Below are 22,625 nucleotides of genomic sequence, written 5' to 3'. Positions count from 1 at the left end.
CGCACCGCATCCCCGAGGACGCCATGAAGAACGTCGATGATGTCTACCGGCTCTCGCCGATGCAGCAGGGCATGCTGTTCCACAGCCTCTACTCGCCCCGGGGAGGCACCTACGTGGAGCAGGTGTACTGGCTGTGGCGCGGGCCGCTCGATGCCGCGCTGCTGCGCCAGTCGCTGCAACGGATGGTGGAGCGCCATGCCGTACTGCGCACCGCCTTCTTCTGGGAGGGCCTCGCCGAGCCCATCCAGGCCGTGCGCCGCGAGGTGAAGGTGCCCTGGGAGCAGCAGGACTGGCAGGACCTCCCGGAGAGTGAGCAGGAGGCGAAATGGAACGCCCTGCTCGCCACCGACCGGCAGCGGGGCTTCACCCTCACCGCGGCCCCCCTCATGCGCTTCGCCGTGCTGCGGCTCGGACCGGAGCTGTACCGGTGCCTGTGGAGCTACCACCACCTGCTGCTCGACGGGTGGTCGCTGCCCCTGTGCCTGCGGGAGCTCGCCTCGCACTACGACGCGCTCTCCCTGGGACGCGAGCCGGAGCTGGAGCCGGTCCGCCCCTTCCGGGACTTCATCGCCTGGCAGTCGAAGCGAGACCGCGCCGAGTCCGAGCAGTACTGGCGACAGGCGCTCCAGGGCTTCACCGCGCCCACGCCATTCTGGGTGGACCGGGGCGCCGAGCTGCCCATCCAGGCGGACGCGACGTATGCCGCCCGCTCCATCCGCCTGCCCGCCACCACCCTGGAGCGGCTCGCGGCGCTCGCCCGTCAGCACCAGCTCACACCGGGCACGCTCGTGCAGGGCGCCTGGGCCCTGCTGCTCTCCCGCTACAGTGGAGAGCGCGACGTGGCCTTCGGCAACGTGACCTCCAGCCGCTCTCCGTCCCTCCCCGGCTCCGAGATGATGCTGGGGCTCGTCATCAACACGCTGGTGCTGCGCACGGCGGTGCCTCCCGAGGCCCGGCTCGTCCCGTGGCTCAAGCAGCTCCAGGCGGACCAGGTCGCCGCGCGCCGGCATGATCAACTCTCGCTGGTGGAGGTGCAGGGGCTCGGACAGGTGCCGCGTGGGCAGCCGCTGTTCCAGAGCGTCATCGCCATCCACAGCGGCCCGATGCCGAAGCTCCCTCCCTTCGCCGGAGGGAAGGTGACCCTGGACGGCATCGGCTACGCGGACCCCCGGACGGGCCATCCCCTCACGCTCATGGCGGACCTGGCCGAGACGCTGGAGTTGCAGCTCGTCCACGACACGGGCCGCTTCGACACCGCCACCGTCGACCGGCTGCTCGGACACCTGCGCGTCCTCCTGGAGGGCATGGTCGCCTGGCCGGAGCGGCGGCTGCGCGAGCTGCCCCTGGTGACGGAGGAGGAGCGGCGCCAGTTGCTGGTGGAGTGGAACGACACCACGCGGCCCTTCCCGCGCGACGCCTGCCTGCACGAGGTCTTCGAGGCCCAGGTGGCCCGGACGCCGGACGCCGTGGCGGTGGAAGCGGAAGGCGCGCGCCTGACGTACCGGGAGCTGGACCGTCGCGCCAACCAGCTCGCGTGGCACCTGCGCTCGCTCGGCGTGGGGAGGGGCGCCATCGTCGCCCTGTGCCTGGAGCGCTCGCCGGAGACGGTGGTGGGCGTGCTCGGCATCCTCAAGGCGGGCGGGGCGTACCTGCCCCTGGACCCGGCCTACCCTCGCGAGCGCCTGGCCTTCATGCTGGACCAGGCCCGCGTCTCCGTGCTCGTCACCCAGCGCTCACTGGCGGAGCTGCTGCCCTCGGGCAGCGAGCGGCGCGTGCTCATGGACGAGGACCGCGAGAAGCTCGCCGCGTCGCGCGAGGAACCACCGCCTACAGTGGGCACCAACTCCATGGACCTCGCGTATGTCATGTACACCTCGGGCTCGACGGGACGGCCCAAGGGCGTGTGCGTGCCCCACCGCGGCGTGATGCGCATGGCCATGGACACCGGCTACTTCGAGACCGGGCCACGAGAGACCTTCCTCCTGCTATCGCCCATCTCCTTCGACACCTCGGCCTTCGAGCTCTTCGGCAGCCTGCTGCACGGCGCGAAGCTGGCCGTGTGCCCTCCGCACATGCACTCGCTCGAGGAGCTGGGCGGGGTGCTGAAGCGCTACGCGGTGACGACCCTGTGGCTGACGGCGCCCCTCTTCGACCAGATGGTGGCATACCACCCCGAGGCGCTGGACTCCGTGCGCCAGGTGCTCGCCGGCGGTGACGTGATTCCTCCGGGCCGGGTGAGGGAGCGGCTCTCGCGCGCGGGCTGGGTCATCAACGGCTACGGGCCCACGGAGAGCTCCACCTTCACCACCTGCTACGTGATGAAGGAGCCGGAACAGGTGGAGCGCACCGTCTCCATCGGCCGGCCCATCGCCAACACCCAGGTGTACCTGCTGGACGGACAGCTCCAGCCCGTGCCAGTGGGCGTGCCCGGCGAGCTGTACATCGGCGGCGACGGGCTCGCGGTGGGCTACCTCCACCGGCCGGAGCTCACCGCGGAGCGATTCCTCCCCAAACCCTTCGGCCGCGAGCCGGGCGAGCGCATGTACCGGACGGGAGACATCGCCCGGTACCTGCCGGATGGCCGCATCGAGTTCCTCGGGCGCGCCGACCACCAGGTGAAGATCCGCGGCTTCCGCATCGAGACGGGGGAGATCGAATCGCGGCTCCTGGAGCACCCCACGGTGAAGGAAGCGGTGGTGGTGGCTCGCGAGGACGTACCGGGCGACCGGCGGCTGGTGGCCTACGTGGTACCGGGCGCGGGCCACACGCCGGAGCCCGAGGTGCTGCATGGCCACCTCTCGGAGCGGCTGCCCACACACATGGTGCCCTCGGCGGTGGTGGTGCTGGACGTCCTGCCGCTGTCCCCCAACGGCAAGGTGGACCGCAAGGCCCTGCCCGCGCCCACGGGTGCCCGCGCTCCCGAGGCGCCTCCCATCGCCCCGCGTGACGCCGTGGAGCTGCGGCTCGTCGAGCTCTGGGAGGAGCTGTTGAAAGTGCGGCCGGTGGGCATCGACCAGAGCTTCTTCGCGCTGGGTGGGCACTCGCTCCTCGCGATGAGTCTGCTGTCCCAGGTGTCCAAGCGGCTGGGCCGCACCCTGCCCCTCTCGGTGCTCTTCACGCACCCCACCGTCGAGCGGCTCGCCGAGCTGCTGCGCCAGGAGCCCTCGGCCAGCGCGGACTGGACGCCGCTTGTTCCCATCCAGACGAAGGGCAAGCGGCGGCCCCTGTTCTGTGTGCACCCCATTGGCGGCAGCGCGCTCTGTTACGTGCCACTGTCCCGGCGGTTGGGGATGGAGCAACCCGTCTACGGGCTCGAGGCCCCGGGGCTCGATGGCAACCGCGAGCCCTTCACCTCGCTCGAGGCCATGGCGTCGGCCTACCTCGAGGTCCTGCGCGGGGTGCAGCCCGAGGGCCCCTACTCCCTCGCGGGCTGGTCCATGGGCGGACTGGTCGTCTTCGAGATGGCGCGCGAGTTGATTCGCCGGGGGCAGCGCGTGGAGCGGATCGCGCTGATCGACAGTTGGGTGCCCATGCTCCAGCCAGGGGCCGGGCCCGCGCGGCTCGATGACACGACGCTGCTGCCAGGCTTCGCGATGGAGCTGGGACGCATCGCCGGACACGAGCTCACGCTGTCCGCCGAGGAGCTCGCTCCGCTCGACGCCGAGGCACGGCTCTCCCTGCTGGGAGAGCGGGCCCGGAGCGTGGGCGCGCTGCCTCCCGGCGTGGGACTCGAGGTGCTGCGTGCCCGCTTCGGCGTCTACCGGGCCCACGCCCGCGCCTTCCAGGAGTACGTGCCCGCCAGGAGTCACCCCGCCCCCCTCCTCCTCATCCGCCCGGAGGAAGGCGCGCTCGCGGCCGCCTCGGGACCCATGGGAGGCTGGGACACCGTGACGCAACAGCCGCCCCAGCTCGTCAAGATGCCGGGAGACCACTACTCCGTGATGACCGAGCCCCTCGTGGCCGAGCTCGCCCGCCATCTACAGGCCGTCCTCCCATGAAGAACGTCCAGGATGTCTACCGGCTCTCGCCCGTGCAGCGGGAGCTTCTCTCCCGGGCCTCGGCACCGGAGGCCCGTCCCGCCCAGCTTCACTGGAGCTTCCGCCAGGGGCTCGACGAGGCGGCCCTCACGTCCGCCTTGCGCCAGTTGCTCGTCAGACACACCGCCCTGCGCACCGCCTTCTTCGCCCAGGGCATGAACGAGCCCGTGCAGGTGGTGCGCGAGAAGGTCGAGCCGCGCATGGAGCAGCGGACGGCCTCACTCGCGGCGTTCCTCGAGGAGGACCGGCGGCGGAGCATGAATCCCGCGAACGCCCCCCTGCTCCGCGTCACCGTGCTGCGGGACTCGCCCGAGATGGGCACGGTCGTCCTCACGTACCACCCGCTCGTGCTCGATGAGGACTCGGCGCAGGTGTGCCTCCGCGAGCTGATGGTGCTCTATCGCGCCGCTCGTGAGGGGAATGAGGCAGTGCTCGGCAGGAGCCGGCCCCACCGCGACTTCATGGCGTGGTTCGAGCAACAGGACGCGCAGGAGTCGGAACGGAGGGCCCGTGAGCCACTCCAGGGCGCACGGTGCTCACGGATTCCCGAGGCGTGGCGTGTGACACGGCGGGAAGACCCTCACCCCGACCCTCTCCCAGAGGGAGAGGGGATGATGCAGCGGTTCCTCCTGGAGCCCACGGCCACTGCCCACGTGCAGGCGTTTCTGCGGCAGCACTCGCTGGAGCTCTCGACGCTGCTCCACGCCGCCTGGGCGGTGTTGCTCCAGCAGTATGGTCAGGGGGGTGATCTGCTCTTCGGCACCTTCACGCACGGACTCCCGGCCGCACTGTCCGGCGGCGGTACGCTGGTGGGGCGCTTCGCCACGCTCGTTCCCCGCCGGCTCCAGGTCCCCCCACGTGGCACGCTGCTGCGCTGGCTCCGAGGTCTCCAGGCCGAATACGCCGAGCGACACGCCTCCGATTACTTCGCGCCCTCCCAGTTCCAGAGCTGGCTCGAGGTTCCTCCGGAGAACCTGCCTCTCTTCGACAGCATCGTCACCACCGGTACCGAGGACGAGGCCCTGGGACCCCTCGCCCGGAGCCTCGGCTTCCACGGTCCTACCCATGAGGTGACGGCCCTCCCCGCGCCGCTCGTCGTCCACGCCGAGCAGGGACCTCGGTTGGAGCTGCGGTTACACTACGACCCCGGACAGCTCGCCTCCACGGCGGTGGCCCACGCCGCCGCGCACCTCGGGACGCTCCTGGAGGAACTGGCGCTCCGGGCCGAGCAGGAGCCTTCCGCGCTCTCGCCGCCACCGGAGATGCCGGAGAACCGTATCGCGGGCTCCATCACGGGGGGAAACCGCTTCGGAGCGGCCGAGGTCCAGGCCGTGCTCGCGCGGCACCCGGCGGTGGCCCGGGTGTCCGTGGTTCCCGATTCGAGCACGCCCGGCTCCGGCGCACTCGTGGTCCGTGTCGAGCCGATGCGCCCGGCGACCGGAGCCCGGAAGAAACCCGGCTTCGGCCTCTTCTTCTTCGCCAACGAGGGCGCGGGCACGAGCGACAAATACCGCCTCTACCTCGACGGAGCACGGTTCGCGGACCGCAACGGCTTCACGGCCATCTGGACGCCCGAGCGTCACTTCGACGAGCACGGTGGGCTCTACCCGAACCCCTCGGTGCTGAGCGCCGCGCTGAGCACCATCACCGAGCGCATCGGCCTGCGCTCGGGCAGCGTCGTGCTGCCGCTGCACAGTCCCTTCCGGGTAGCGGAGGAGTGGGCGGTCATCGACAACCTGTCGAAGGGCCGGGTGGGCCTGTCCGTGACGTCCGGCTGGATGCCCAACGACTTCGCGCTGGCACCGGACCACTTCGAGGGGAAGCGCGAGGTGCTGTTCCGCTCGCTGGAGCAGGTCCGAGAGCTCTGGCGCGGAGGCGCCGTGGCCACGCGAGACGGAGCGGGCAACGAGGTCCAGCTCCGCACCTTCCCCCGGCCGGTCCAACCCGAGCTGCCCATCTGGCTCACCTGCCCCGGCAACCCCGAGCTCTTCGAGAAGGCGGGCGAGCTGGGCCTGAACGTGCTGACGTCACTGGCCTCGCAACCGGTGGACGAGGTGCGGGAGAAGATCGCCCTCTACCGGGCGGCCCGGGCGAGAGCGGGACATGACCCGGCGGCGGGCACGGTGTCGGTGATGCTGCACACGTTCGTGGGGCGGGACTCCGGCGAGGTGCTCGATAGGGTCCGAGGTCCGCTCACGCACTACCTGCGCACGCACCTGCGGCTCCAGCAGATGCGCGTGCGGAGCCTGGACATCCAGATGGACATCGACGATCCGAAGTGGCTGGACTCGCTGGCCACGTTCGCCTTCGAGCAGCACTACCGGATGAGCGCCCTGATTGGCACGCCCACCTCGTGCCTGCCGATGGTGGACCGGCTGATGGAGGCCGGGGCGGACGAGCTGGCGTGCTTCATCGACTTCGGCGTCGCCGAGGCCCATGCCATCGAGGGCCTGACGTACCTGGCGGAGCTGAAGGAGCTGGCCAATGACGAGGCGCTGCGCACCCGCCGCGTGCTGGCCGAGCACCTGGACGAACGGCTTCCCGGGAAACCTCCGGTTACATTCGAGCTCCACTGAGAGGATGGACACCATGGAAGGCAAGAACGCCACGACGGCGATGCAGCTCCCGCTGGGCATCCGGCTCCTCAATCAGCTCGGCAGCGGCGTGGGCGGGTTGCTCTTCGAGCTGAACGCGGACCAGCTCATGGCGGAGGCGCGCAAGCAGACGGGCCTGAACGACTTCGGAGACGAGCGCTTCATCGAGCCCCTGCGCAGACTCATCCAGGCCCTGGAGCAGGAGGGAAACCTGTCGTTGGCGGGGCGGATCTCCATCCGGGGTGGACTGCTGCGGCTGCTGGTGCAGCGGCTGCGGATCGCCGAGGACCTGGCGCGCCACCCGGAGATCCGCGAGGTTCCCATCGAGCGGCCCGTGTTCATCCTCGGCTTCATGCGGACGGGCACGACGCTGCTCTACAACCTGCTCGCGAGGATGCCCGGAGCCCGGGCGCCGAAGCTGTGGGAGATGCTATGGCCCTCGCCGCCGCCCGATCCGGCGACGGAGGCCTCGGATCCGCGCATCGAGCGGGCCCGCCGCTTCACCGAACAGGCGCAGAAGGCGGTCCCCGCGATGAGGACCATCCATCCCCTGGTGGCCACCGCGCCCGAGGAGTGCCTCTTCCTGCTCGGGCTGAGCTTCATCGACTTCGCCGCCGAGGCTCGCGCGCACCTGCCGAGCTACATGAACTGGCTGATGAGCACGGACGTGGTGCCGGCATACCGCTACTACCGCGAGGTGCTCCAGCTCATCACGTGGAAGTCAGGGGCCCACCACCTGGTGCTCAAGAGCCCCATCCACCTCTACAGCCTGGATGCGCTGCTGAGCGTCTTCCCCGACGCGCGCATCATCCAGACCCACCGCGACCCCCGCCAGGTGGTGGCCTCCGGGTGCAGCCTGTACGAGGCCACGCGCATCGTCTCGGCGCGTGGCCATGATCCGGTGGCGCTGGGGCGGCAGTGGCTCGACACGTGGGGCCAGGCGATGGACCGGGCCATGGCGGTGCGCGCGAAGGCCTCTCCCGAGCAGTTCCTCGACGTGCACTACGACGAGCTGATGGCGGACCCCGCGGGCCAGGTGCAGCGCATCCACCGTTGGGCCGGGCTGGGCGGAGAGGAGGCGGCGGCCGGAGTGGTCCAGTCGTGGCTCGCGGAGAACCCGCGCCACAAGCACGGCGTGCACCAGTACACGCTGGAGCACTACGGACTCGATGCCCAGCGGGTGGCCGAGCGCTTCCGGGCCTACACCGAGCGCTTCAACGTCCTCAAATAAGCCGGAAATTCCGGAGAATGCGACCCATGGGCGGAGGCCTCGTTCACTCGACAAAGGTCGGGTTGTTTCGAACCCCTGCTATCTCCAGCGGCACCCGAGCTGCCAGAAGAACACCATCTGCTACGGCCTGTACTACCAGTGCAACGCCGCGTGCCCGGCGCCCACCGAGGCGGACCGCTACCCGCCCACCGTCTGCGGCAACGGTATCTGCGAGACCAATGAGGTGTGCGCGCAGGACTGCGGCGGCACGTGGTGCGGCGATGGTTTCTGTGATCCGAACGAGACCCGCTACACCTGCAACGTGGACTGCGGGAGCATCTGCCAGGGCTACTGCTCGAACGGCTCCTGCTGTCCGTCCAGCGGAGTGTGTTCGGACGGCCGCTTCTGCTGGTAGAAGGAGGCATGACCAACGTCTACCCCCTCTCGCTGCGCTGGGAAGGCACCACCACCGACTACACCGCGGGCGAGCACAGCCGCGCCGCGGTAGCCTCCGCACCGGGCAAGCCGGACATCGCGGTGAGCGCCGCGGGGGGGCCCTACGGAGGGGACGACACGCGATGGAATCCCGAGGACATGCTCGGCGCCTCGCTCGCGACCTGCCATATGCTCACCTTCCTGGCGCTCGCCAGGAAGGTGCACCTGGATGTGCGCGGCTACGTGGACGACGTGCAGGTGGTGCTCGGCACCGAGGGCAAGGTGACCCGCGTCACCGAAATCCGCCTCGCGCCCACCATCCGCGTGGCCCCCGGGACTGACGCGGCCAAGGTGCGCGAGATGTTCGAGAAGGCCCACAAGTACTGCTTCATTGGCCTGTCCCTCACCTCCACCGTGCGCATGGAGCCGCGCATCGAGCAGGTGGCGGCGGGAACGTAGGGCAGACCCTTGGGTGCTCACATACCGCTGGCAAGACTCGCGCGCTCGCGCTCCGGCGTCGCACCGGGCCCCGGTGCCGCCGGCCCGCGTGCCCTCTCCGGCCGTGCGAAGTGCAGCTCCTCTCCGTCCGCGGGGATGAACACCTTCTCGAGCAGTCCCTCGGCCTTCATCCGTTCACGCAGCCCTTCGCGCGTGGTCGGGCAGTGGTCGAGCGCCTCCAGGTGATTCAGCACCACCCGTCCGGGTGCCCGCCTGACGAGTGTCACGAGCTCGTCGACGGAGAAGAGGATATCGCCGCCCACTCCGAAGTTCGCCGAGCCCGCCGGAGCGATGATGACGTCGGGCTGGAGGCGCTCCACTGCCTCCAGGAGGTCCTCCGTGAGCACCGCGTCCGACGTGATGTACACGCTCGGCTCGTCCGGGTGCGCCAGGAAGTAGCTCGAGACACGGCCCAGCAGCCATGCGAGCAGCCCGCGCCCATGCCGGACCGGGATGCGCTCCACCCCCATCCCAAGCGCACCGTCCTCCAGCGCGTGAACGGTGAGTCCCCTCTTCCCGAGGCCCGGCGCATCCAACCGGCTCGTCCACACGGGCAACCCGTGCTCGCGGATCCATCGGATGCCCGCCGTGTCCAGATGATCCGGATGGGGGTGGGTGACGAGCACGCCCGTCGCCTCCTCCAGCCACGAGAACGTGTCGGGCGGCAAGGGGACCAGGGGGTTGGGGCGGCGGCCTCCTCCGAAGAACTTGAAGCCCGGAATCGAGCCCGGCCTGGCGAGCATCGGGTCGATCAGCAGACGGTGCTCTCCCAGCATCAGCAGGGTGGTGGCATTGCGCAGGTGGCGAATCTTCATGGAGCGCTCCAGTGAGGCGGAATCGACCCGTAAACTAGAGACCGCACGAATGGATGGAAATCGCTAGATTCGGAAGCCAGGCATCCATTTTCGCATGGGGGTCCGGATGGAGTGGGAGCTGTTGCGCACGTTCGAGGCGGTCGCGCGCCTCGGGAGTCTGACGGCCGCGGCGAAAGCCCTGGGCGTGAGCCAGTCGACCGTCAGCAGACACCTGGCGCGGCTGGAGGAGAGCGCCGGTTCCCCGTTGCTGCTGCGCGAAGCGCCGCCGCGGCTGACGGAGCGCGGGTCCTCGTTGCTGGCGGCGGTGCAACCCATGGTGGAAGCAGCGCTGGCGGCGCGGTCCGCGCTGGAAGACACACCGGAGCTTCGCGGTGAGCTCACGCTGACCACCATCGGCGAGATGGTGCGCTGGAGGCTGACCCCTCGCCTGCCCGAGTTCTACCGGGCCTTTCCCCACCTGCGCCTGCGCATCCTGGCGGACAACCGGATCAACAGCCTCGCCGCCGGAGAAGCCGACGTGGCGCTCCGGATGATACGCCCCGAGCGTGGCGAGCTCGTCGCGAGGAAGGTGGGCACGGCCTCCTATGCCTTCTTCGCGGCCTCCTCACTGGAGCTCCACTCCGAGACCCCCTGGATGGGGCTGGCGGGCTCGGTCGGCGGCATCCCCGAACAACGCCACGCCGAGCAGTCCTTCGCCACCCGCCCCCCACGCCTGCTCGTCGAGGATCTCGAGTCCCTCGGGCTCGCGGTCGAAGCGGGGCTCGGCGTGGCGCTGCTGCCCCGGGGGCTCGCCGCGAGGCTCCACGGCGTCGTGGAGGTGGCTCCGCGGCGGGTGGGAGCCCGGAGCAGCGACCGGCTCCCCGCGCGCGACATCTGGATGGTCGTCCACCGCTCGAAGCAGCACGTGCCCAAGGTGCGGGCATTGATGGGGTGGCTCGGAAGCGTCATGAGCGACGCGAGCCCGTCATAGACAGACGTCCTCCCCTGGGTTTCACCGGCTCCAGAGTCTCACGTCCGTGCCGGCCCGCCGGACCAGGAGCGGGCTCGCCACGCCATCCACGGGCTCGATGCGAGCGGGTAACGCGCCACACACCACCTGCCGCCACCCGAGCTCCCGAAGCGCCGCGTGCACTTCCTCACCGAACCGCCCACCGTAGGAGGTCAACAGGTGCGAGGCACGAATGCGGGCCAGCAGCGCACGTCCCGCCTCCACGGGCAGGTAGTACAGCACCTCCGCCAGCAGCACGAGGTCCGCCTCCAGCGGCACGTCCAGCGCGGACGCCTCCACGATGCGCACCCGCTCGTCGCCCCCCAACCGCTCGCGCAGACGCGCGGCGAAGTGGGGGTCCGACTCCACCGCGTGCACCACCGCCTCCGGGAACAGCGACCGGAGCCGCTCCGTCATCAACCCCTCGCAGGCCCCGACGTCCACCACGCTCCGGGGCGGGCTCCCCTGTCCGGTGAGCGCGCCCAGGACACGGGCCGTGAGGGCGTAGCGCTCACGCTCGTACGTCGAGTGGGTGAAGCCCCACGGGTCCTCCAGCTCGGCGAAGATCTCCGGCTTCGTCAGCGACAACGCCCGCACCACATCCGGGTGACGGACCTCGCAGAACGCCTCCACTCCCAGCCCATCCCGCACCGGGTGCGTGCACGCCTCCGTGCCACCGGGCCGCTCGCGGTAGAGCGCGTTCAGCAGCTCCAGCTTGCGCTGGAAGGCCGCGTCGTCCAGCACCTGGTACGCGGTGGGCCTCGCTCCGAGCGCGGGAACCTGGAGCCGATCGAACACGCGGCTCACCGCGAGGCAGACGTCGCGGTGGCGTGGCGCATCCTCCTGGGGGCTGTGGGTGAAGACCCGCACGCCGCCTCGGGTGGCATGCTCGCGGCACCAGGATTCCAGTCCAGCGGGCGCCAGCGCTCGCGTGCTGCGCGCCCCGAGTACCAGACCCACCGTCTCCAGTTCGCGGCCCAGGCCGTCCTCCTCCGCGACGACGGCCACATCCGCCCCGGCGCAGACCGTGCTGAAAAGACGCGCCACGTCCTCGGGATGAGCGGCCACGATGAGCGTGGCCACCGGTGCATTCGGATTCATGTCAGGTTCCAGTGATGAAGGGAATCAACTGCTCACGGATGAGCGGGTCCCACTGCATCTGCCCGGCGAGCCGCCGGCCCGTCTCCAACAACTCACGAGCGGCCCGCTCGTCACGGGGAAGCCGCTCCACTACCCGCCGCGCCACGGACTCCGCCGTCCGCCGCTCCAGCGCGTGGAGCTCCTCTCCGGACAGCGCCATCCACTCCTCGAGGGTGCGCGGCGGCACCCGCGTCTCCTCCGCGGCGTAGTCCGCCACCACGAGGTTGGGATACGCCGCCTCGGGAGTCCCGAGCCGCTCGCACAGCGCGCGCACCGTCGGGCGCGCCCCGCTCACGCCCGAGATGACGCAGATGGCCCCGCCGCTCAGCGCCTCGAGCTGCGCGAGGCCGAAGGACTCATACATCGACTGCCCCAGCGACACGTCCGTCGCCCGGAGCAGGTCATCGCGCGTGAAGTCCAGCCCGGCGGGCCAGGTGGGCTGGTTGATGAGCGCGATGTGGATGCCCGTCCGCCGCGCGTTGAACGCCTCCACGCGCGCCATCAGCGCACGGATGTTCGGCGAGAGATCTTTCTCCCACCACTCCGTCACCAGGAGCAGCACCGCCGGCAGCCGCTCCTTCGGCAGCAACTCCGCCAGGTATTCGCAGACGGTGACGTCCCGCGACAAACCCTTGCACACCTCGTCGCGTGAAATGCGCGTGAGGAGGAGCTGGCAGTCCATCCCCCAGTGCTCCTTCACGTGCCGGAGCACCTTCACCCGGCTGTCATCGCGCGCCTCCCAGCTCGTCTCCACGGCGCGGTGGCCATGGGGAATGACGGTGAGAGGCCGCGCCCGGAAGCCCCGGTCCAGGAAGCGCAGCTCGTCCGCCACGGACTCGCTGACGGCCCCCACGGCATCACACTGGTGGCCGCCCCGGAGGACCTGGAAGCTGGTCCAGGAGCCCACCGGGAACACCTCGTCCATCGTCCGCCCCTGTGCGAGCGCCATGCGCTGCACCTGGTAATAGCGGTTGTCCGAGGCCACCTGCCCCGGCCGCGCGCCGTACTCGACGACCACCCGCGGCGTGCGCACCTCGCCCGCGTAGAACACCGTCCGGCACCACCCGCCGCCGTCCAGCCGGGCCTTGTACGCCAGGGGCAACGACAGGTGCTCCTGCGCGAGGATGACGGCGCCCGAACCATCCTCCGGTCTCAGCGCCTCCACCGCGTCGAAGACGGGCTCGGCCATCACCAGGCCCATCATCGCGTCGTGGTCCAGCGGCGGGGCGTGCCGCAAGCCATGGTGCACCGCTTTCCGGTGGAGCCCATTCACGAGTTCGGAGCCGCCCAGCCGCTCACCGAAGAGGCTCCGCAAGGCCCTGGACGCCAGCCGCCAGGGCGGCGAGCGCGCCCCCCGGCAGTCGAGCTGGATGTCGATCCCCAGCCGCGTGCGCATGCGCCGCAGGAACGACGGCATGGTGCCCAGGCGCACCCGATGGCCGCGCAACACGTCCGTCAGGTCCACCAACAACACCTCCACGGGGCCCCCCGGCGCCTCCCTCCTCCCATAGACGAACGACACGTCGTACCGCTCCTCCACGGGCCGCAGACGCCGCGCCAGCTCCGGCGGGTTGTGCCGCCGCAGGCCGCTGTAGAGCACCTCCCCGCTGGCCTCCAGGTCCCGTTCGAGCGACTCGCTCAGCGCGTAGCTGCCCAGGCCGCAGGGCCGCACCAGCGGACTGACCAGCAGCGTGCGCCGGCAGCCCTCGCGGAACGCGGGCGATGCAAGCAATTGAGACAGGACCACGCCCACGCCTCCCAGCGTGCGCGTCGCCTCGTAGGAGACATGCACCAGCAGCGGTCCTTCCCATTCCGGGTCACGCGTCCTCATCTCGAATCCACCTTCCACACCCGCTCGGCCATCCCCCGCCCCGCCCCGAGCCTGCGGGCGTAGCGTTCGATGGTGGGAATCGTCTTCGCCTCGAGCTGGCTCTCGTACAGGCGCATCGCCTCCACCTTCGCGGGCCATTCCGCTCCCAGCTCCATCAGGTGCGGAGCGAGCCCCAGCCCCAGCGCGCGCACGAAGGCCGCTATCTCCTCTTCCGTGTGCTGCTCGCAGTACGGCAGGTCCTCATAGAACACGACGCCCCGCGCGCCCCCACGGAGCGCCAGGATGGAGTCCCGGACCATGAGATGGTCCACATGCCCGGAGATGCCCAGCGGCACGTGGCACACCACGTCCGGCGCCTCGTTCTCCAGCACGTCCCGCAGCGCGGCCTCGACAGCGGGAAAGAGCGGATCCGAGGAAGACGGACGCCGATCCTCCACGCCCGGAGACATCCGGAGGCTCGTGTCGCGAAAGCCCAGGTGCACCAGGCTCGCCCCCCGGGCGCGGGCGAAGCGCAGGTCCTCCTCCAGCCGCCGCGACGTCACCGCGAGCGCCCGTGTCCGGTCCACCGGGAAGACGAACTCCCAACAGCTCTGGGTGAACACGCTGATCACCGCCCGGGGCACGCCCGGGGGCACCCGGAGCATGCTCGCGAAGGCCGACAGCGCGATGTCATCCGGGTGTGGCGAGAAGAAGAGCTCAGCCATGGGACGAGGATGCGAGCCGGGGCATGGGCCACTCCTCGACTGGAAGGTCGTGCAGCATCCCCTCCGGCGTCACGAAACCAAGGATGACGACACGCTCCCCATCGTTGTGCACGGTATGGGGGAACGGGCTCACGGGCCGGCTCAACAGCCGCGTCAGCCCCTCGGAGTAGCGGCCCGAGGTGATGAGCCAGTGGCCCTGCCCGTTGGGCAGCAGGCATGGCCTGTCTCCGCCCAGCCAGACCAGGCCTGGCCGGGACTCGCCCAGGTTGAAGGTGAAGAAGCTCTTGTCCGAGTGGGGCTCGGAGGCATGCGTGATGAGCTGCCGGCGCAGCCGTGTGGCGTTGGGCGCGTGGTATTTCACGAAGCGGACGGCGCCCTCCGTGTGCTTGCGGAACAGGCGCAGCAGCCCGCCCTCGCGCAGGCCGTAGCCCAGCTCCATCGCCTCCAGCAGCACGAGCGCGACGGCGTAGCAGGCCCGGTAGACTTCCTCCGAGGCCTCCAGCAGCTCGCGCACCGGCGCGGGCACGCACTGCTTGCGGAAGCTCCTCCACGTGGCGGGTTTGGCCATGAAGGCCTCGATGGCCTGCCGCACCACGGTGGACTCCGGGAACCACGTGAAGTTGTAGCCCGTCTGGAAGACGGTGGGCGCGCGCATCAAATCGTTCAGGTATGGATGTGCCAGCAGGGCATGTTGGTAGATGGCCTCGTAGCGCTCGAAGTCCCCCGCCAGGCCGTGCCGCTCCAGCAGCGAGGAGGGCCGCTCCAGGTAGAAGAACCCGCGCTCGTTCAGGTGCGTGATGAGCCGCTCCGCGAAGCCCTTGCGCCGGGAGGGAGAGCCCGTGAGGAAGTCCTCCAGTTCCAGGGGCTCGATGTCCTCGAAAAGGGGAGTCTCCCGGCGGATGAGCCCATCACGCCCGGCCGCGGAAAGCAGCGGGGGCGCCGGGGAGCGAGAAATGTTTTGCATGGAGATGGACGTGCGATGTCGTGGTGTCATGGCATGACCAGGCTTGATGAACACAAGATACAGCCCGCATCTGACACGCCCGGCCCCCCTCTCAATGCCTGTCACCCCGACTGGCCGTGTGGCGAAAGCCAGACATCACCTCCGTCTTGTATGCTCCGCATCTTCCCAGCCAGGGCCGCCGGTATGGCGCACCTGCCCTGGCTACCCCGGGCTCTGCTTCCGGGCCTCCCCGGGCGATTCAACGTCCGCGGGATGTAGCAGGCTGTTGAAGGAGGGAGACAGCCCTGGTGCCCTCGACGGGAATCCGGCTTTCCTCGTAAGCTGCCCCGCCGAAAGTCCAATAACCCCTACCCACGAGGTTCATATGAGCAATGGAGCTGGAGCCGCTGGAGCTGGAACCGACATCGAGCAACTCGACGCCCCCCCGCCCATTTCCGCCGAGCTGCGCGCGAAGATCCTCGCGGACCCGAACATCGCCAAGATGGCCGCGGAGCTCGAGATGGACCTCGACGAGTTCGTCAACACCGTCGGGTACTACATGAACAACCCGGGCGTGGAGCCCGCGTTCCTCGTCGTCAGCGACGAGAACCTGCGGAAGATGGGCGTCGAGCCGCCCACCGCCGAGGCCATCGAGGCCAGCGTGCGCGCCAGCGTCGAGGCCTTCAAGGCCGGCCAGTCCCCGAGCGGCTTCGACGATGCGCGCAAGAAGGGCGTGGATCTGTCCGCCCAGGGCGGCGAGGCCGTGAAAATCAAGGCTGATCCGGACCTCGAGGACGCGATCAAGAAGGGCCGCACCCCGTCAAAGCCCTGATTTCATTGAGCTTTCCGGTGTGGGGGGCTTGAAAAAATCGCCCCGAAAATCGCCCACGCAACTTCCAACCCCCCCCTCCGATAATCCTTTCAACGCAGCGCCCACTTCTTCCAAACACGAGGTTTCGCCATGGGTTTCATCAAGGGTATCGGCAAGGCTTTCAGCAAGATCGGTGACTTCGCCAAGAAGGCGGTTGGTTTCGCCAACAAGCTCCTGAATGGTCCCCTGGGGCAGATCGCCTCGTTCATCCCGGGCGTGGGTCCCTTCATCGCGGGCGCCCGGAAGATCGTCGGCATGGCCGACGGCATCCTCAACGGTGGCGGCCTCAAGGGCATCATCGGTGGCCTCGTGGGCAACCTCGGTGGCGGTCTGCTGGGTAAGGCCGGCTCGCTGCTGAGCAAGACGGGCCTCGGCGCCGCCATCGGCCTGGGCTCGCAGGCCAACAGCACCGGCGGCGTGCTGGACCTGGTCAAGGGCCTGATGAGCTCGCGCAAGGGCAACGAGACCCCCGCCGCCCAGGGCGACAAGTACAACCTGGCGCAGTTCGCGGCGTTCAAGGCCGCCAGCCTGCTCCGCGCCGCCTGATTCGGCCCGCATCCGCTGCATCCAAGGGGTACACGCTCTCGGGCGTGTGCCCCTTTTCCTTTTCTCCCGGTGCGCGGCTGGACGGGCTGTCACCCCCCCGCGAGCCACCGCTGACAGGTTGTCGCGCGCGGGGTGTGCGGCACCCGGGGAAGAGCCCCCTCTGCCCTCTGGAGTTGCACGTCACGGAGCCGTTGGTCCCGGCCTTGCTTTGGGGGAGTGCATCCACGCTCCCCTTCTGGAGGCCACCGATGTCCACGCTCGTCCGTCCCGCGTTCCACGCACTCACCCTGCTCTGCGCCGCATGCACATGCCTGGTGGCGGCGCATGGCGTGAACTCGGTGGTGGACGCCTGGCTCCAGCCGCGCCCCTCCCTCGAGGAGCCGCCGAAGAAGGTCCGCGCGAAGCAGGAGCTGCCGACCCCGCTCTCGCTGGGACCACTCGCCCGCATCCTGGGCCTGCCGGACAAGCTGCGTGAGGAGGTCATCCGCGCACCGGAGGACGACAACGACGAGGCGATGCCCAACACGCTGGGCCTGAAGCTGCTGGGCACGATGGTGGGGGCGAATCCCTCCAACACCTTCGCTTCCGTGTACGAGGGCACCACGCGCCGCACGCGCTCGGTGTGGATGGGCGGTGACATCCTGGGTGCCGAGGTGGTGGCCATCGAGCGCACGCGGGTGCTGCTGATGAACTCGGGGCGGCTGGAGTACGTCAGCGCCACGGCGACGGACGCGCTTCCCCCGCCCGTGGAGCCGCGTGCCGCGTCGGCGCCCGCCGCGACGGAACCGAAGTCCGGCGTCGAGGTCCGCCAGGTGGGTCCGCAGAGCTACGAGGTCTCGCGCAAGGATCTGGACGTGGCGCTCGCCAACCCCAGCGAGCTGCTCATGCAGGCGCGCGTCATCCCCGCGATGCGCAACGGGGAGCCGCAGGGCTTCAAGCTGTTCTCCATCCGGCAAGGCTCGCTCTACGGCCGGATTGGCCTCCAGAACGGGGACATCCTGCAGCGCATCAACGGGCTCTCCATCACCAGCGCGGAGCGGGGACTCGAGGCCTTCCAGAAGCTGCGGGAGTCTCCGCACATCGAGCTCGAGGTGGAGCGCAACGGCCAGCCGATGCGCATGACGTACTCGGTGCGCTGAGCCCATTTCCCCTCGAGCCCATTTCCCCTCTCCCCTCGGGAGAGGGACGGGGTGAGGGTATCGGGTGAACCCGGGTTGAACCCCCTGTCTCCACTGTGGGCCATGGGTTGGAGAACGGGTCCGGACACCCTCACCCCAACCCTCTCCCGGGGGGAGAGGGAGTACTGGAGGGTGTTCGGAGGGTGTACTGGAAGGTGTTCGGAGGGTGTATCAGCGCTTCGTGGCCGCCTTGTTGCCGGGCCACACGGAGCGGAGCGTGCCCGCGAGTGCCCGGAGCGCATCGGCCCGGGGAAAACCCGGGCGCCACACCAGGGCGATGGTGCGGCTCGGTGACGGGTCCGCGAAGGGCCGCACCACGAGCTGGCCCAGCCGGTTCTCGATGGGCACCGAGAGCGCGGGCAGCAGCGTGACGCCCCCCGCGCCCGACATCACCATCTGCGCCAGGGTGGTGAGGCTCGTCGCCCGGAAGTCCACCTCGCGCGCTCCGATGCGCGTACACAGCGCGAGCGCCTGTCCCCGGAAGCAGTGGCCGTCCTCCAGCAGCAGCACGTTCTCCTCGTCCAGGTCCCGGAACTGCACCTGCTTCTTCTTCTCCAGCGGGTGTCCCGGGGGGGCCGCCACGACGAAAGCATCCTCCGAGATGATGGCGTGCTCCACGTCCCCCACCTCGGGCACGAGCGCCAGCAGGGCCGCGTCCAGCCGTCCCTCCTCCAGGTCGCGCACGAGCACCTCCGTCTTGTCCTCGCGCAGGCGGATCTGGAGCCGGGGGTACTGCTTCACCAGGGCGGGGATGACCTCGGGCAGCACGTAGGGCGCGATGGTGGGGATGACCCCCAGGTTCAGCGGCCCCGCGAACGGATCCGACAACCGCGACGCGGCGGACAGAATGTCCCCGGCCTCGGTGAGCACTTTTCGCGCCCGCGCCACCAGTTCCGCTCCGGCGGGCGTCAGCAACACCCGGCGCTTGTCCCGCTCGAAGAGCTTCGCCCCCAACACGTCCTCGAGCTGTTGAATCTGCGCGCTCAAGGCCGGCTGGGAGACGTGGCACCGCTCGGCCGCTCTCCGGAAGCCGAGCAGGTCCGCGACGGCGACGAGATACTCCAACTGCCTCAGGGAGATGTCGTTCAGGGAAGGCATGGGCGCTGGAACAACTGATAGCCCCACCCTATCAATCCCATCGGAACGATGTCTTGGGCAACTCAGCGCGAACTCTCTACTTTCCGTCACGTCACAAACGCACTGACGCCACTCGCAGGAGAAATCGCGTGTCCCATCGTCCCCGCTTGACCACCGAGGCCGGAGCTCCGGTCGCCGACAACCAGCACTCCCAGACCGCCGGCGCCGCGGGCCCGGTGCTGCTGCAGGACCACCACCTGCTGGAGAAGCTCGCCCGCTTCAACCGTGAGCGCATCCCGGAGCGAGTGGTGCACGCGGTGGGTTCGGGCGCCTACGGCTACTTCGAGGTCACCCACCCGAACATCTCCAACTACACGCTCATGAAGCTCTTCGACACGAAGGGCAAGCGCACCGAGGTCTTCCTGCGCTTCTCCACCGTGGCCGGCTCCAAGGGCGCTCCCGACACCGCGCGTGACCCGCGTGGCTTCGCGGTCCGCTTCTACACCGAGGACGGCAACTGGGACGTGGTGGGCAACAACACCCCCGTCTTCTTCCTGCGCGATGGCATCAAGTTCCCGGACTTCATCCACTCGCAGAAGTACGACCCGTTCACCAACTGCCAGGAGCCCGACAACCAGTGGGATTTCTTCTCCCACTCACCCGAGGCCACGCACCAGTTCACCTGGCTCTTCGGTGACCGGGGCATCCCCGCCACGCTGCGGCACATGGATGGCTTTGGCTCGCACACCTTCCAGTGGGTGAACGCGAAGGGTGAGCGCTTCTGGGTGAAGTTCCACTTCAAGACCGACCAGGGCATCCGCACGCTCTCCAGCGAGGAGGCGGCGGCCATTGGCGGAAGGGATCCGCAGCACCACCAGCGTGACCTCTACGCGGCGCTGGAGCGCGGTGAGCTCCCCTCGTGGACGCTCAAGGTGCAGGTGATGCCCGAGGCGGACGCGCCCACGTACCGCTTCAACCCGTTCGACCTCACCAAGGTGTGGCCGTACAAGGACTACCCCCTCATCGAGGTGGGCAAGCTGGTGCTCGACCGGGCCCCGGACAACTACTTCGCGGACGTGGAGCAGGCCGCGCTCGACCCGAGCAACTTCGTGCCCGGCATCGGCCCCTCACCGGACCGCATGCTCCAGGCGCGCCTCTTCGCCTACGGCGATGCGCAGCGCTACCGGCTCGGCATCAACCACACCCGGCTGCCGGTGAACTCGCCCAGGGGTGTCCAGGGCGGCGCGCGCAACTACGGCCGTGACGGCGCCATGGCCTTCGACGGCAACGGCGGGCGCCACAAGAACTACGAGCCGAACAGCGACAACGGCCCCGCGCAGTCGGGCGACGCCACCGGACTCGGCGTCTCCGTCACCGGCCTCACGGGCACCTACGTCCCGGTGCGGCACGCCGAGGACAACGACTTCGTCCAGGCCGGCAACCTCTACCGGGTGATGAGCGAGCCGGAGCGCCAGCGCCTCGTGGAGAACATCGCGGGCAGCCTGTCGCAGGTGAGCCGCGAGGACGTCATCACGCGCGCCATCGCCCACTTCCGCAACGCCGACGAGGAGTACGGCGCGCGCGTGGCCAAGGCCGTCCACGACAAGCGCCGCTCGCGCTGAGCACTCCTCTCCCCCTTCCCCCTTCTCGAGGCGCTCCCATGAAGAACCAGACTCCTGATTCGCAGACGACGGTGACGGACGACGAGGTGATGGCCCTGGCGCGGACGGCATTCCAGCACGCGAGGGCGGGAGAGACGGCCAACCTGGCGTGGCTCATCGACGCGGGGCTGCCCGTCAACCTCGGCAACGAGAAGGGGGACACCCTGCTGATGCTCGCGAGCTACCTCGGCCAGGAAGGCGCCGCCCGGGCCCTCCTGGAGCGGGGGGCCGACCCCGAGCGCACCAACGACCGCGGCCAGACACCGCTGGCCGGGGTCGCCTTCAAGGGGAGCACCTCCATGGCCCGGCTGCTGCTGGACTACGGCGCCCGGGTGGATGGCTCGGGACCGGACGGCAAGACGCCTCTCATGTTCGCGGCGATGTTCGATCAGGCGGACGTGCTCGAGCTGTTGCTCGCGCGCGGCGCCTCGCCGGAGCGCAAGGATGCCGAGGGCCGCACGGCGCTCGACTACGCCCGCGCCATGGGGGCCCGCCGCACGCCCGAACTGCTCACGGAGTGGCTCGCGGTCCGCGAGTGACGCACGCGCGGCACCGTGCCTGACAACACGTCCTCCCGGCCGCCGCGCCCCGTGCACGGCGGCCGGACAGTCACGGCGACCCGGCTTGACAAAAAATGAAGCCGCGCGCACTTTGCGTCGCGTGAGCTTCTTCAGCGCCACGACCACGACGACCACCACCGCCACTCAAACGGCGGGAGTGGACTCGTGCGTGAAGTGAGCTGACGAACGCACGGTTCCCTGCCCCGCCTTCACCGGCCGGGGCGTCCGTGCAAGCGCTCAGTGCTCCGACCGGAAGGCTTCTTTCCCCGAATCGGAGTACGCCATGCTCGACGCACACGACCATCGTTCCCTCGGCCAGCGCCTGGACCTCTTCCACCTGCAGGAAGAGGCGCCCGGCATGGTCTTCTGGCACCCCCGCGGCTACCTGCTCTACCGGCTCATCGAGAGCCGCGTCCGGCAGCAGATGCAACGCGAGGGCTACAGCGAGGTGAGAACCCCTCAAATCCTGGCCCAGCCCATCTGGGAGCGCAGCGGCCATTGGGACAACTTCCGCGAGAACATGTTCCAGCTCGCCGACGAGGGCGAGCGGCACCTCGCGGTGAAGCCGGTGAACTGCCCCGGCCACATCCAACTGGTGCACCGCATGGCGCCCAGCTACCGGGACCTGCCCGTGCGGCTGGGCGAGTTCGGGCTGGTGCACCGCAACGAGCCCGGTGGAGCGCTCCACGGCCTGTTCCGCCTGCGCCAGTTCACCCAGGACGATGGCCACATCTTCTGTTCCGAGGAGCAGATGCGGGAGGAGGTCTTCCGCTTCTGCCGCTCGCTCCAGGCCTTCTACGCGGACTTCGGCTTCGAGCACGTGGAGGTGGCCTTCTCCAGCCGTCCCGCCCAGCGCGCGGGCAGTGACGAGGTGTGGGATCTGGCCGAGTCGCTGCTGCTCGACGCGGCGAAACAGGTAGGCCTCCAGTGCCACATGCAACCCGGCCAGGGCGCCTTCTACGGGCCCAAGCTGGAGTTCGTGCTGAAGGATCGGCTCGGCCGCGCCTGGCAGTGCGGCACCATCCAGTTGGACCTGGTGCTGCCGGAGCGGTTCGACCTGAGCTACGTGGACGCCTCGGGACAGAAGCGCCGGCCGATGATGCTCCACCGGGCGATGCTCGGGAGCCTGGAGCGCTTCCTCGGCATCCTGCTGGAGCACCACGAGGGCTCGCTGCCCGCGTGGCTCGCGCCGGAGCAGGTGGTGGTGGCGGCGGTGAGCGAGGCGGCCGCCGGTTACGCCGAGCGCTTCGCCGCGAAGCTGCGGGAGGTGGGCTGCCGCGCGAGCGTGGATGTCCGGGGCGAGTCGCTGTCCAAGAAGATCGTCGACGCGCACCAGGCGGGAGTGCCGTGGCTCGCCGTGGTGGGCAACCGGGAGATGGAGTGGAACTCGGTCCGGCTGCGGCAGCGCAACGGCAAGCAACTCGACCTGCCGTGGAACGAGGCGGTGGCGGCGCTCGTCGCCGAGTGCCGGCCCGCGTGAAGTGAGCGCCGTGGGCCCCCTCTCCCTCTGGGAGGAGGGTCGGGGTGGAGGGTCTAC

General features: G+C 69.6%; 17 protein-coding genes. 11 read left to right on the top strand and 6 right to left on the bottom strand.

The features are described 5' to 3' along the window. Positions 1-23: 23 nt before the first annotated feature. From Q664_RS05685 to Q664_RS05670, 4 genes are all read left to right on the top strand, one after another. Complete coding sequence (locus Q664_RS05685; protein ID WP_043390669.1) at positions 24-3,998, top strand: non-ribosomal peptide synthetase; 3,975 nt, start codon at positions 24-26, stop codon at positions 3,996-3,998. Beyond that, complete coding sequence (locus Q664_RS51615) at positions 3,995-6,613, top strand: MupA/Atu3671 family FMN-dependent luciferase-like monooxygenase (protein WP_052517713.1); 2,619 nt, start codon at positions 3,995-3,997, stop codon at positions 6,611-6,613. Before Q664_RS05685 ends, Q664_RS51615 begins: the two co-directional genes overlap by 4 nt. A gap of 13 nt (positions 6,614-6,626) precedes the next feature. Then, positions 6,627-7,862: a sulfotransferase family protein gene (locus tag Q664_RS05675; RefSeq protein WP_160174346.1), complete on the top strand. Its 1,236-nt coding sequence runs from the start codon at positions 6,627-6,629 to the stop codon at positions 7,860-7,862. 402 nt (positions 7,863-8,264) lie between these two features. Continuing rightward, positions 8,265-8,735: an OsmC family protein gene (locus Q664_RS05670; protein ID WP_043390668.1), complete on the top strand. Its 471-nt coding sequence runs from the start codon at positions 8,265-8,267 to the stop codon at positions 8,733-8,735. 17 nt (positions 8,736-8,752) lie between these two features. On the opposite strand, the gene Q664_RS05665 is transcribed toward Q664_RS05670, so the two are convergent. Further along, a complete protein-coding gene (locus tag Q664_RS05665; protein ID WP_052517711.1) occupies positions 8,753-9,589 on the bottom strand; it encodes an MBL fold metallo-hydrolase in 837 nt (278 codons plus the stop codon). Between the two features lie 94 nt (positions 9,590-9,683). Here Q664_RS05665 and Q664_RS51610 point away from each other — a divergent pair, with 94 nt between their 5' ends. Continuing rightward, positions 9,684-10,559 carry a LysR family transcriptional regulator gene (locus Q664_RS51610; RefSeq protein WP_052517710.1) on the top strand — a complete coding sequence of 292 codons (876 nt, stop codon included), beginning with the start codon at positions 9,684-9,686 and terminating at the stop codon, positions 10,557-10,559. A gap of 21 nt (positions 10,560-10,580) precedes the next feature. On the opposite strand, the gene Q664_RS05655 is transcribed toward Q664_RS51610, so the two are convergent. From Q664_RS05655 to Q664_RS05640, 4 genes are read right to left on the bottom strand one after another with little or no spacing between them, the layout of a single operon-like run. Beyond that, positions 10,581-11,678, bottom strand: a complete 1,098-nt coding sequence (locus tag Q664_RS05655; protein WP_043390666.1) for a class I SAM-dependent methyltransferase — start codon at positions 11,676-11,678, stop codon at positions 10,581-10,583. Position 11,679: 1 nt separating this feature from the next. Further along, a complete protein-coding gene (locus Q664_RS05650) occupies positions 11,680-13,548 on the bottom strand; it encodes a glycosyltransferase family protein (RefSeq protein WP_043390664.1) in 1,869 nt (622 codons plus the stop codon). Beyond that, positions 13,545-14,252: a PIG-L deacetylase family protein gene (locus tag Q664_RS05645; protein WP_043390662.1), complete on the bottom strand. Its 708-nt coding sequence runs from the start codon at positions 14,250-14,252 to the stop codon at positions 13,545-13,547. Before Q664_RS05645 ends, Q664_RS05650 begins: the two co-directional genes overlap by 4 nt. Next, the gene (locus tag Q664_RS05640; protein ID WP_043390660.1) at positions 14,245-15,216 is read right to left on the bottom strand and encodes an isopenicillin N synthase family oxygenase; all 972 of its coding nucleotides are present in this window, start codon (positions 15,214-15,216) and stop codon (positions 14,245-14,247) included. The genes Q664_RS05645 and Q664_RS05640 overlap by 8 nt, the downstream gene beginning before the upstream one ends. Positions 15,217-15,580: 364 nt before the next feature. Between Q664_RS05640 and Q664_RS51605 the strand changes: the two genes are divergently transcribed. The 3 genes from Q664_RS51605 (at position 15,581) to gspC (ending at position 17,751) form a co-directional block, all read left to right on the top strand. Continuing rightward, entirely contained in the window at positions 15,581-16,027 is a 447-nt protein-coding gene (locus tag Q664_RS51605; RefSeq protein WP_052517709.1) for a hypothetical protein, read from the top strand. A 129-nt stretch (positions 16,028-16,156) separates the two neighbouring features. Then, positions 16,157-16,612, top strand: a complete 456-nt coding sequence (locus Q664_RS51600) for a hypothetical protein (RefSeq protein ID WP_052517708.1) — start codon at positions 16,157-16,159, stop codon at positions 16,610-16,612. A gap of 248 nt (positions 16,613-16,860) precedes the next feature. Continuing rightward, positions 16,861-17,751, top strand: coding sequence for a type II secretion system protein GspC (gspC, locus tag Q664_RS05625; protein WP_043390658.1), 891 nt, complete (start codon positions 16,861-16,863; stop codon positions 17,749-17,751). 210 nt (positions 17,752-17,961) lie between these two features. Here the strand turns inward: gspC and Q664_RS05620 are convergent, their stop codons facing one another. Beyond that, positions 17,962-18,888: a LysR substrate-binding domain-containing protein gene (locus Q664_RS05620; protein ID WP_152621932.1), complete on the bottom strand. Its 927-nt coding sequence runs from the start codon at positions 18,886-18,888 to the stop codon at positions 17,962-17,964. A gap of 128 nt (positions 18,889-19,016) precedes the next feature. Between Q664_RS05620 and Q664_RS05615 the strand changes: the two genes are divergently transcribed. The 3 genes from Q664_RS05615 to thrS all read left to right on the top strand — a co-directional run bounded on the left by Q664_RS05615 (position 19,017) and on the right by thrS (position 22,568). Next, entirely contained in the window at positions 19,017-20,489 is a 1,473-nt protein-coding gene (locus tag Q664_RS05615) for a catalase (protein ID WP_043390655.1), read from the top strand. Positions 20,490-20,527: 38 nt separating this feature from the next. Continuing rightward, positions 20,528-21,067: an ankyrin repeat domain-containing protein gene (locus Q664_RS05610; RefSeq protein ID WP_052517707.1), complete on the top strand. Its 540-nt coding sequence runs from the start codon at positions 20,528-20,530 to the stop codon at positions 21,065-21,067. Positions 21,068-21,371: 304 nt separating this feature from the next. Next, a complete protein-coding gene (gene thrS / locus Q664_RS05605; RefSeq protein WP_052517706.1) occupies positions 21,372-22,568 on the top strand; it encodes a threonine--tRNA ligase in 1,197 nt (398 codons plus the stop codon). The last annotated feature ends 57 nt before the right edge of the window (positions 22,569-22,625 follow it).

The organism is Archangium violaceum Cb vi76 (assembly GCF_000733295.1).
Taxonomy (GTDB): domain Bacteria; phylum Myxococcota; class Myxococcia; order Myxococcales; family Myxococcaceae; genus Archangium; species Archangium violaceum.
Note: the sequence above shows the minus strand (reverse complement) of the source record. Positions and strands in the feature narration are given on the sequence as shown.

Excerpts from the sequence above, each read along its gene's own strand:
- Q664_RS05685 (WP_043390669.1), top strand. The coding sequence starts at position 24 with ATGAAGAACGTCGATGATGTCTACCGGCTCTCGCCGATGCAGCAGGGC.
- Q664_RS51615 (WP_052517713.1), top strand. The coding sequence starts at position 3,995 with ATGAAGAACGTCCAGGATGTCTACCGGCTCTCGCCCGTGCAGCGGGAG.
- Q664_RS05675 (WP_160174346.1), top strand. The coding sequence starts at position 6,627 with ATGGAAGGCAAGAACGCCACGACGGCGATGCAGCTCCCGCTGGGCATC.
- Q664_RS05670 (WP_043390668.1), top strand. The coding sequence starts at position 8,265 with ATGACCAACGTCTACCCCCTCTCGCTGCGCTGGGAAGGCACCACCACC.
- Q664_RS05665 (WP_052517711.1), bottom strand. The coding sequence starts at position 9,589 with ATGAAGATTCGCCACCTGCGCAATGCCACCACCCTGCTGATGCTGGGA.
- Q664_RS51610 (WP_052517710.1), top strand. The coding sequence starts at position 9,684 with ATGGGGGTCCGGATGGAGTGGGAGCTGTTGCGCACGTTCGAGGCGGTC.
- Q664_RS05655 (WP_043390666.1), bottom strand. The coding sequence starts at position 11,678 with ATGAATCCGAATGCACCGGTGGCCACGCTCATCGTGGCCGCTCATCCC.
- Q664_RS05650 (WP_043390664.1), bottom strand. The coding sequence starts at position 13,548 with ATGAGGACGCGTGACCCGGAATGGGAAGGACCGCTGCTGGTGCATGTC.
- Q664_RS05645 (WP_043390662.1), bottom strand. The coding sequence starts at position 14,252 with ATGGCTGAGCTCTTCTTCTCGCCACACCCGGATGACATCGCGCTGTCG.
- Q664_RS05640 (WP_043390660.1), bottom strand. The coding sequence starts at position 15,216 with ATGCAAAACATTTCTCGCTCCCCGGCGCCCCCGCTGCTTTCCGCGGCC.
- Q664_RS51605 (WP_052517709.1), top strand. The coding sequence starts at position 15,581 with ATGAGCAATGGAGCTGGAGCCGCTGGAGCTGGAACCGACATCGAGCAA.
- Q664_RS51600 (WP_052517708.1), top strand. The coding sequence starts at position 16,157 with ATGGGTTTCATCAAGGGTATCGGCAAGGCTTTCAGCAAGATCGGTGAC.
- gspC (WP_043390658.1), top strand. The coding sequence starts at position 16,861 with ATGTCCACGCTCGTCCGTCCCGCGTTCCACGCACTCACCCTGCTCTGC.
- Q664_RS05620 (WP_152621932.1), bottom strand. The coding sequence starts at position 18,888 with ATGCCTTCCCTGAACGACATCTCCCTGAGGCAGTTGGAGTATCTCGTC.
- Q664_RS05610 (WP_052517707.1), top strand. The coding sequence starts at position 20,528 with ATGAAGAACCAGACTCCTGATTCGCAGACGACGGTGACGGACGACGAG.
- thrS (WP_052517706.1), top strand. The coding sequence starts at position 21,372 with ATGCTCGACGCACACGACCATCGTTCCCTCGGCCAGCGCCTGGACCTC.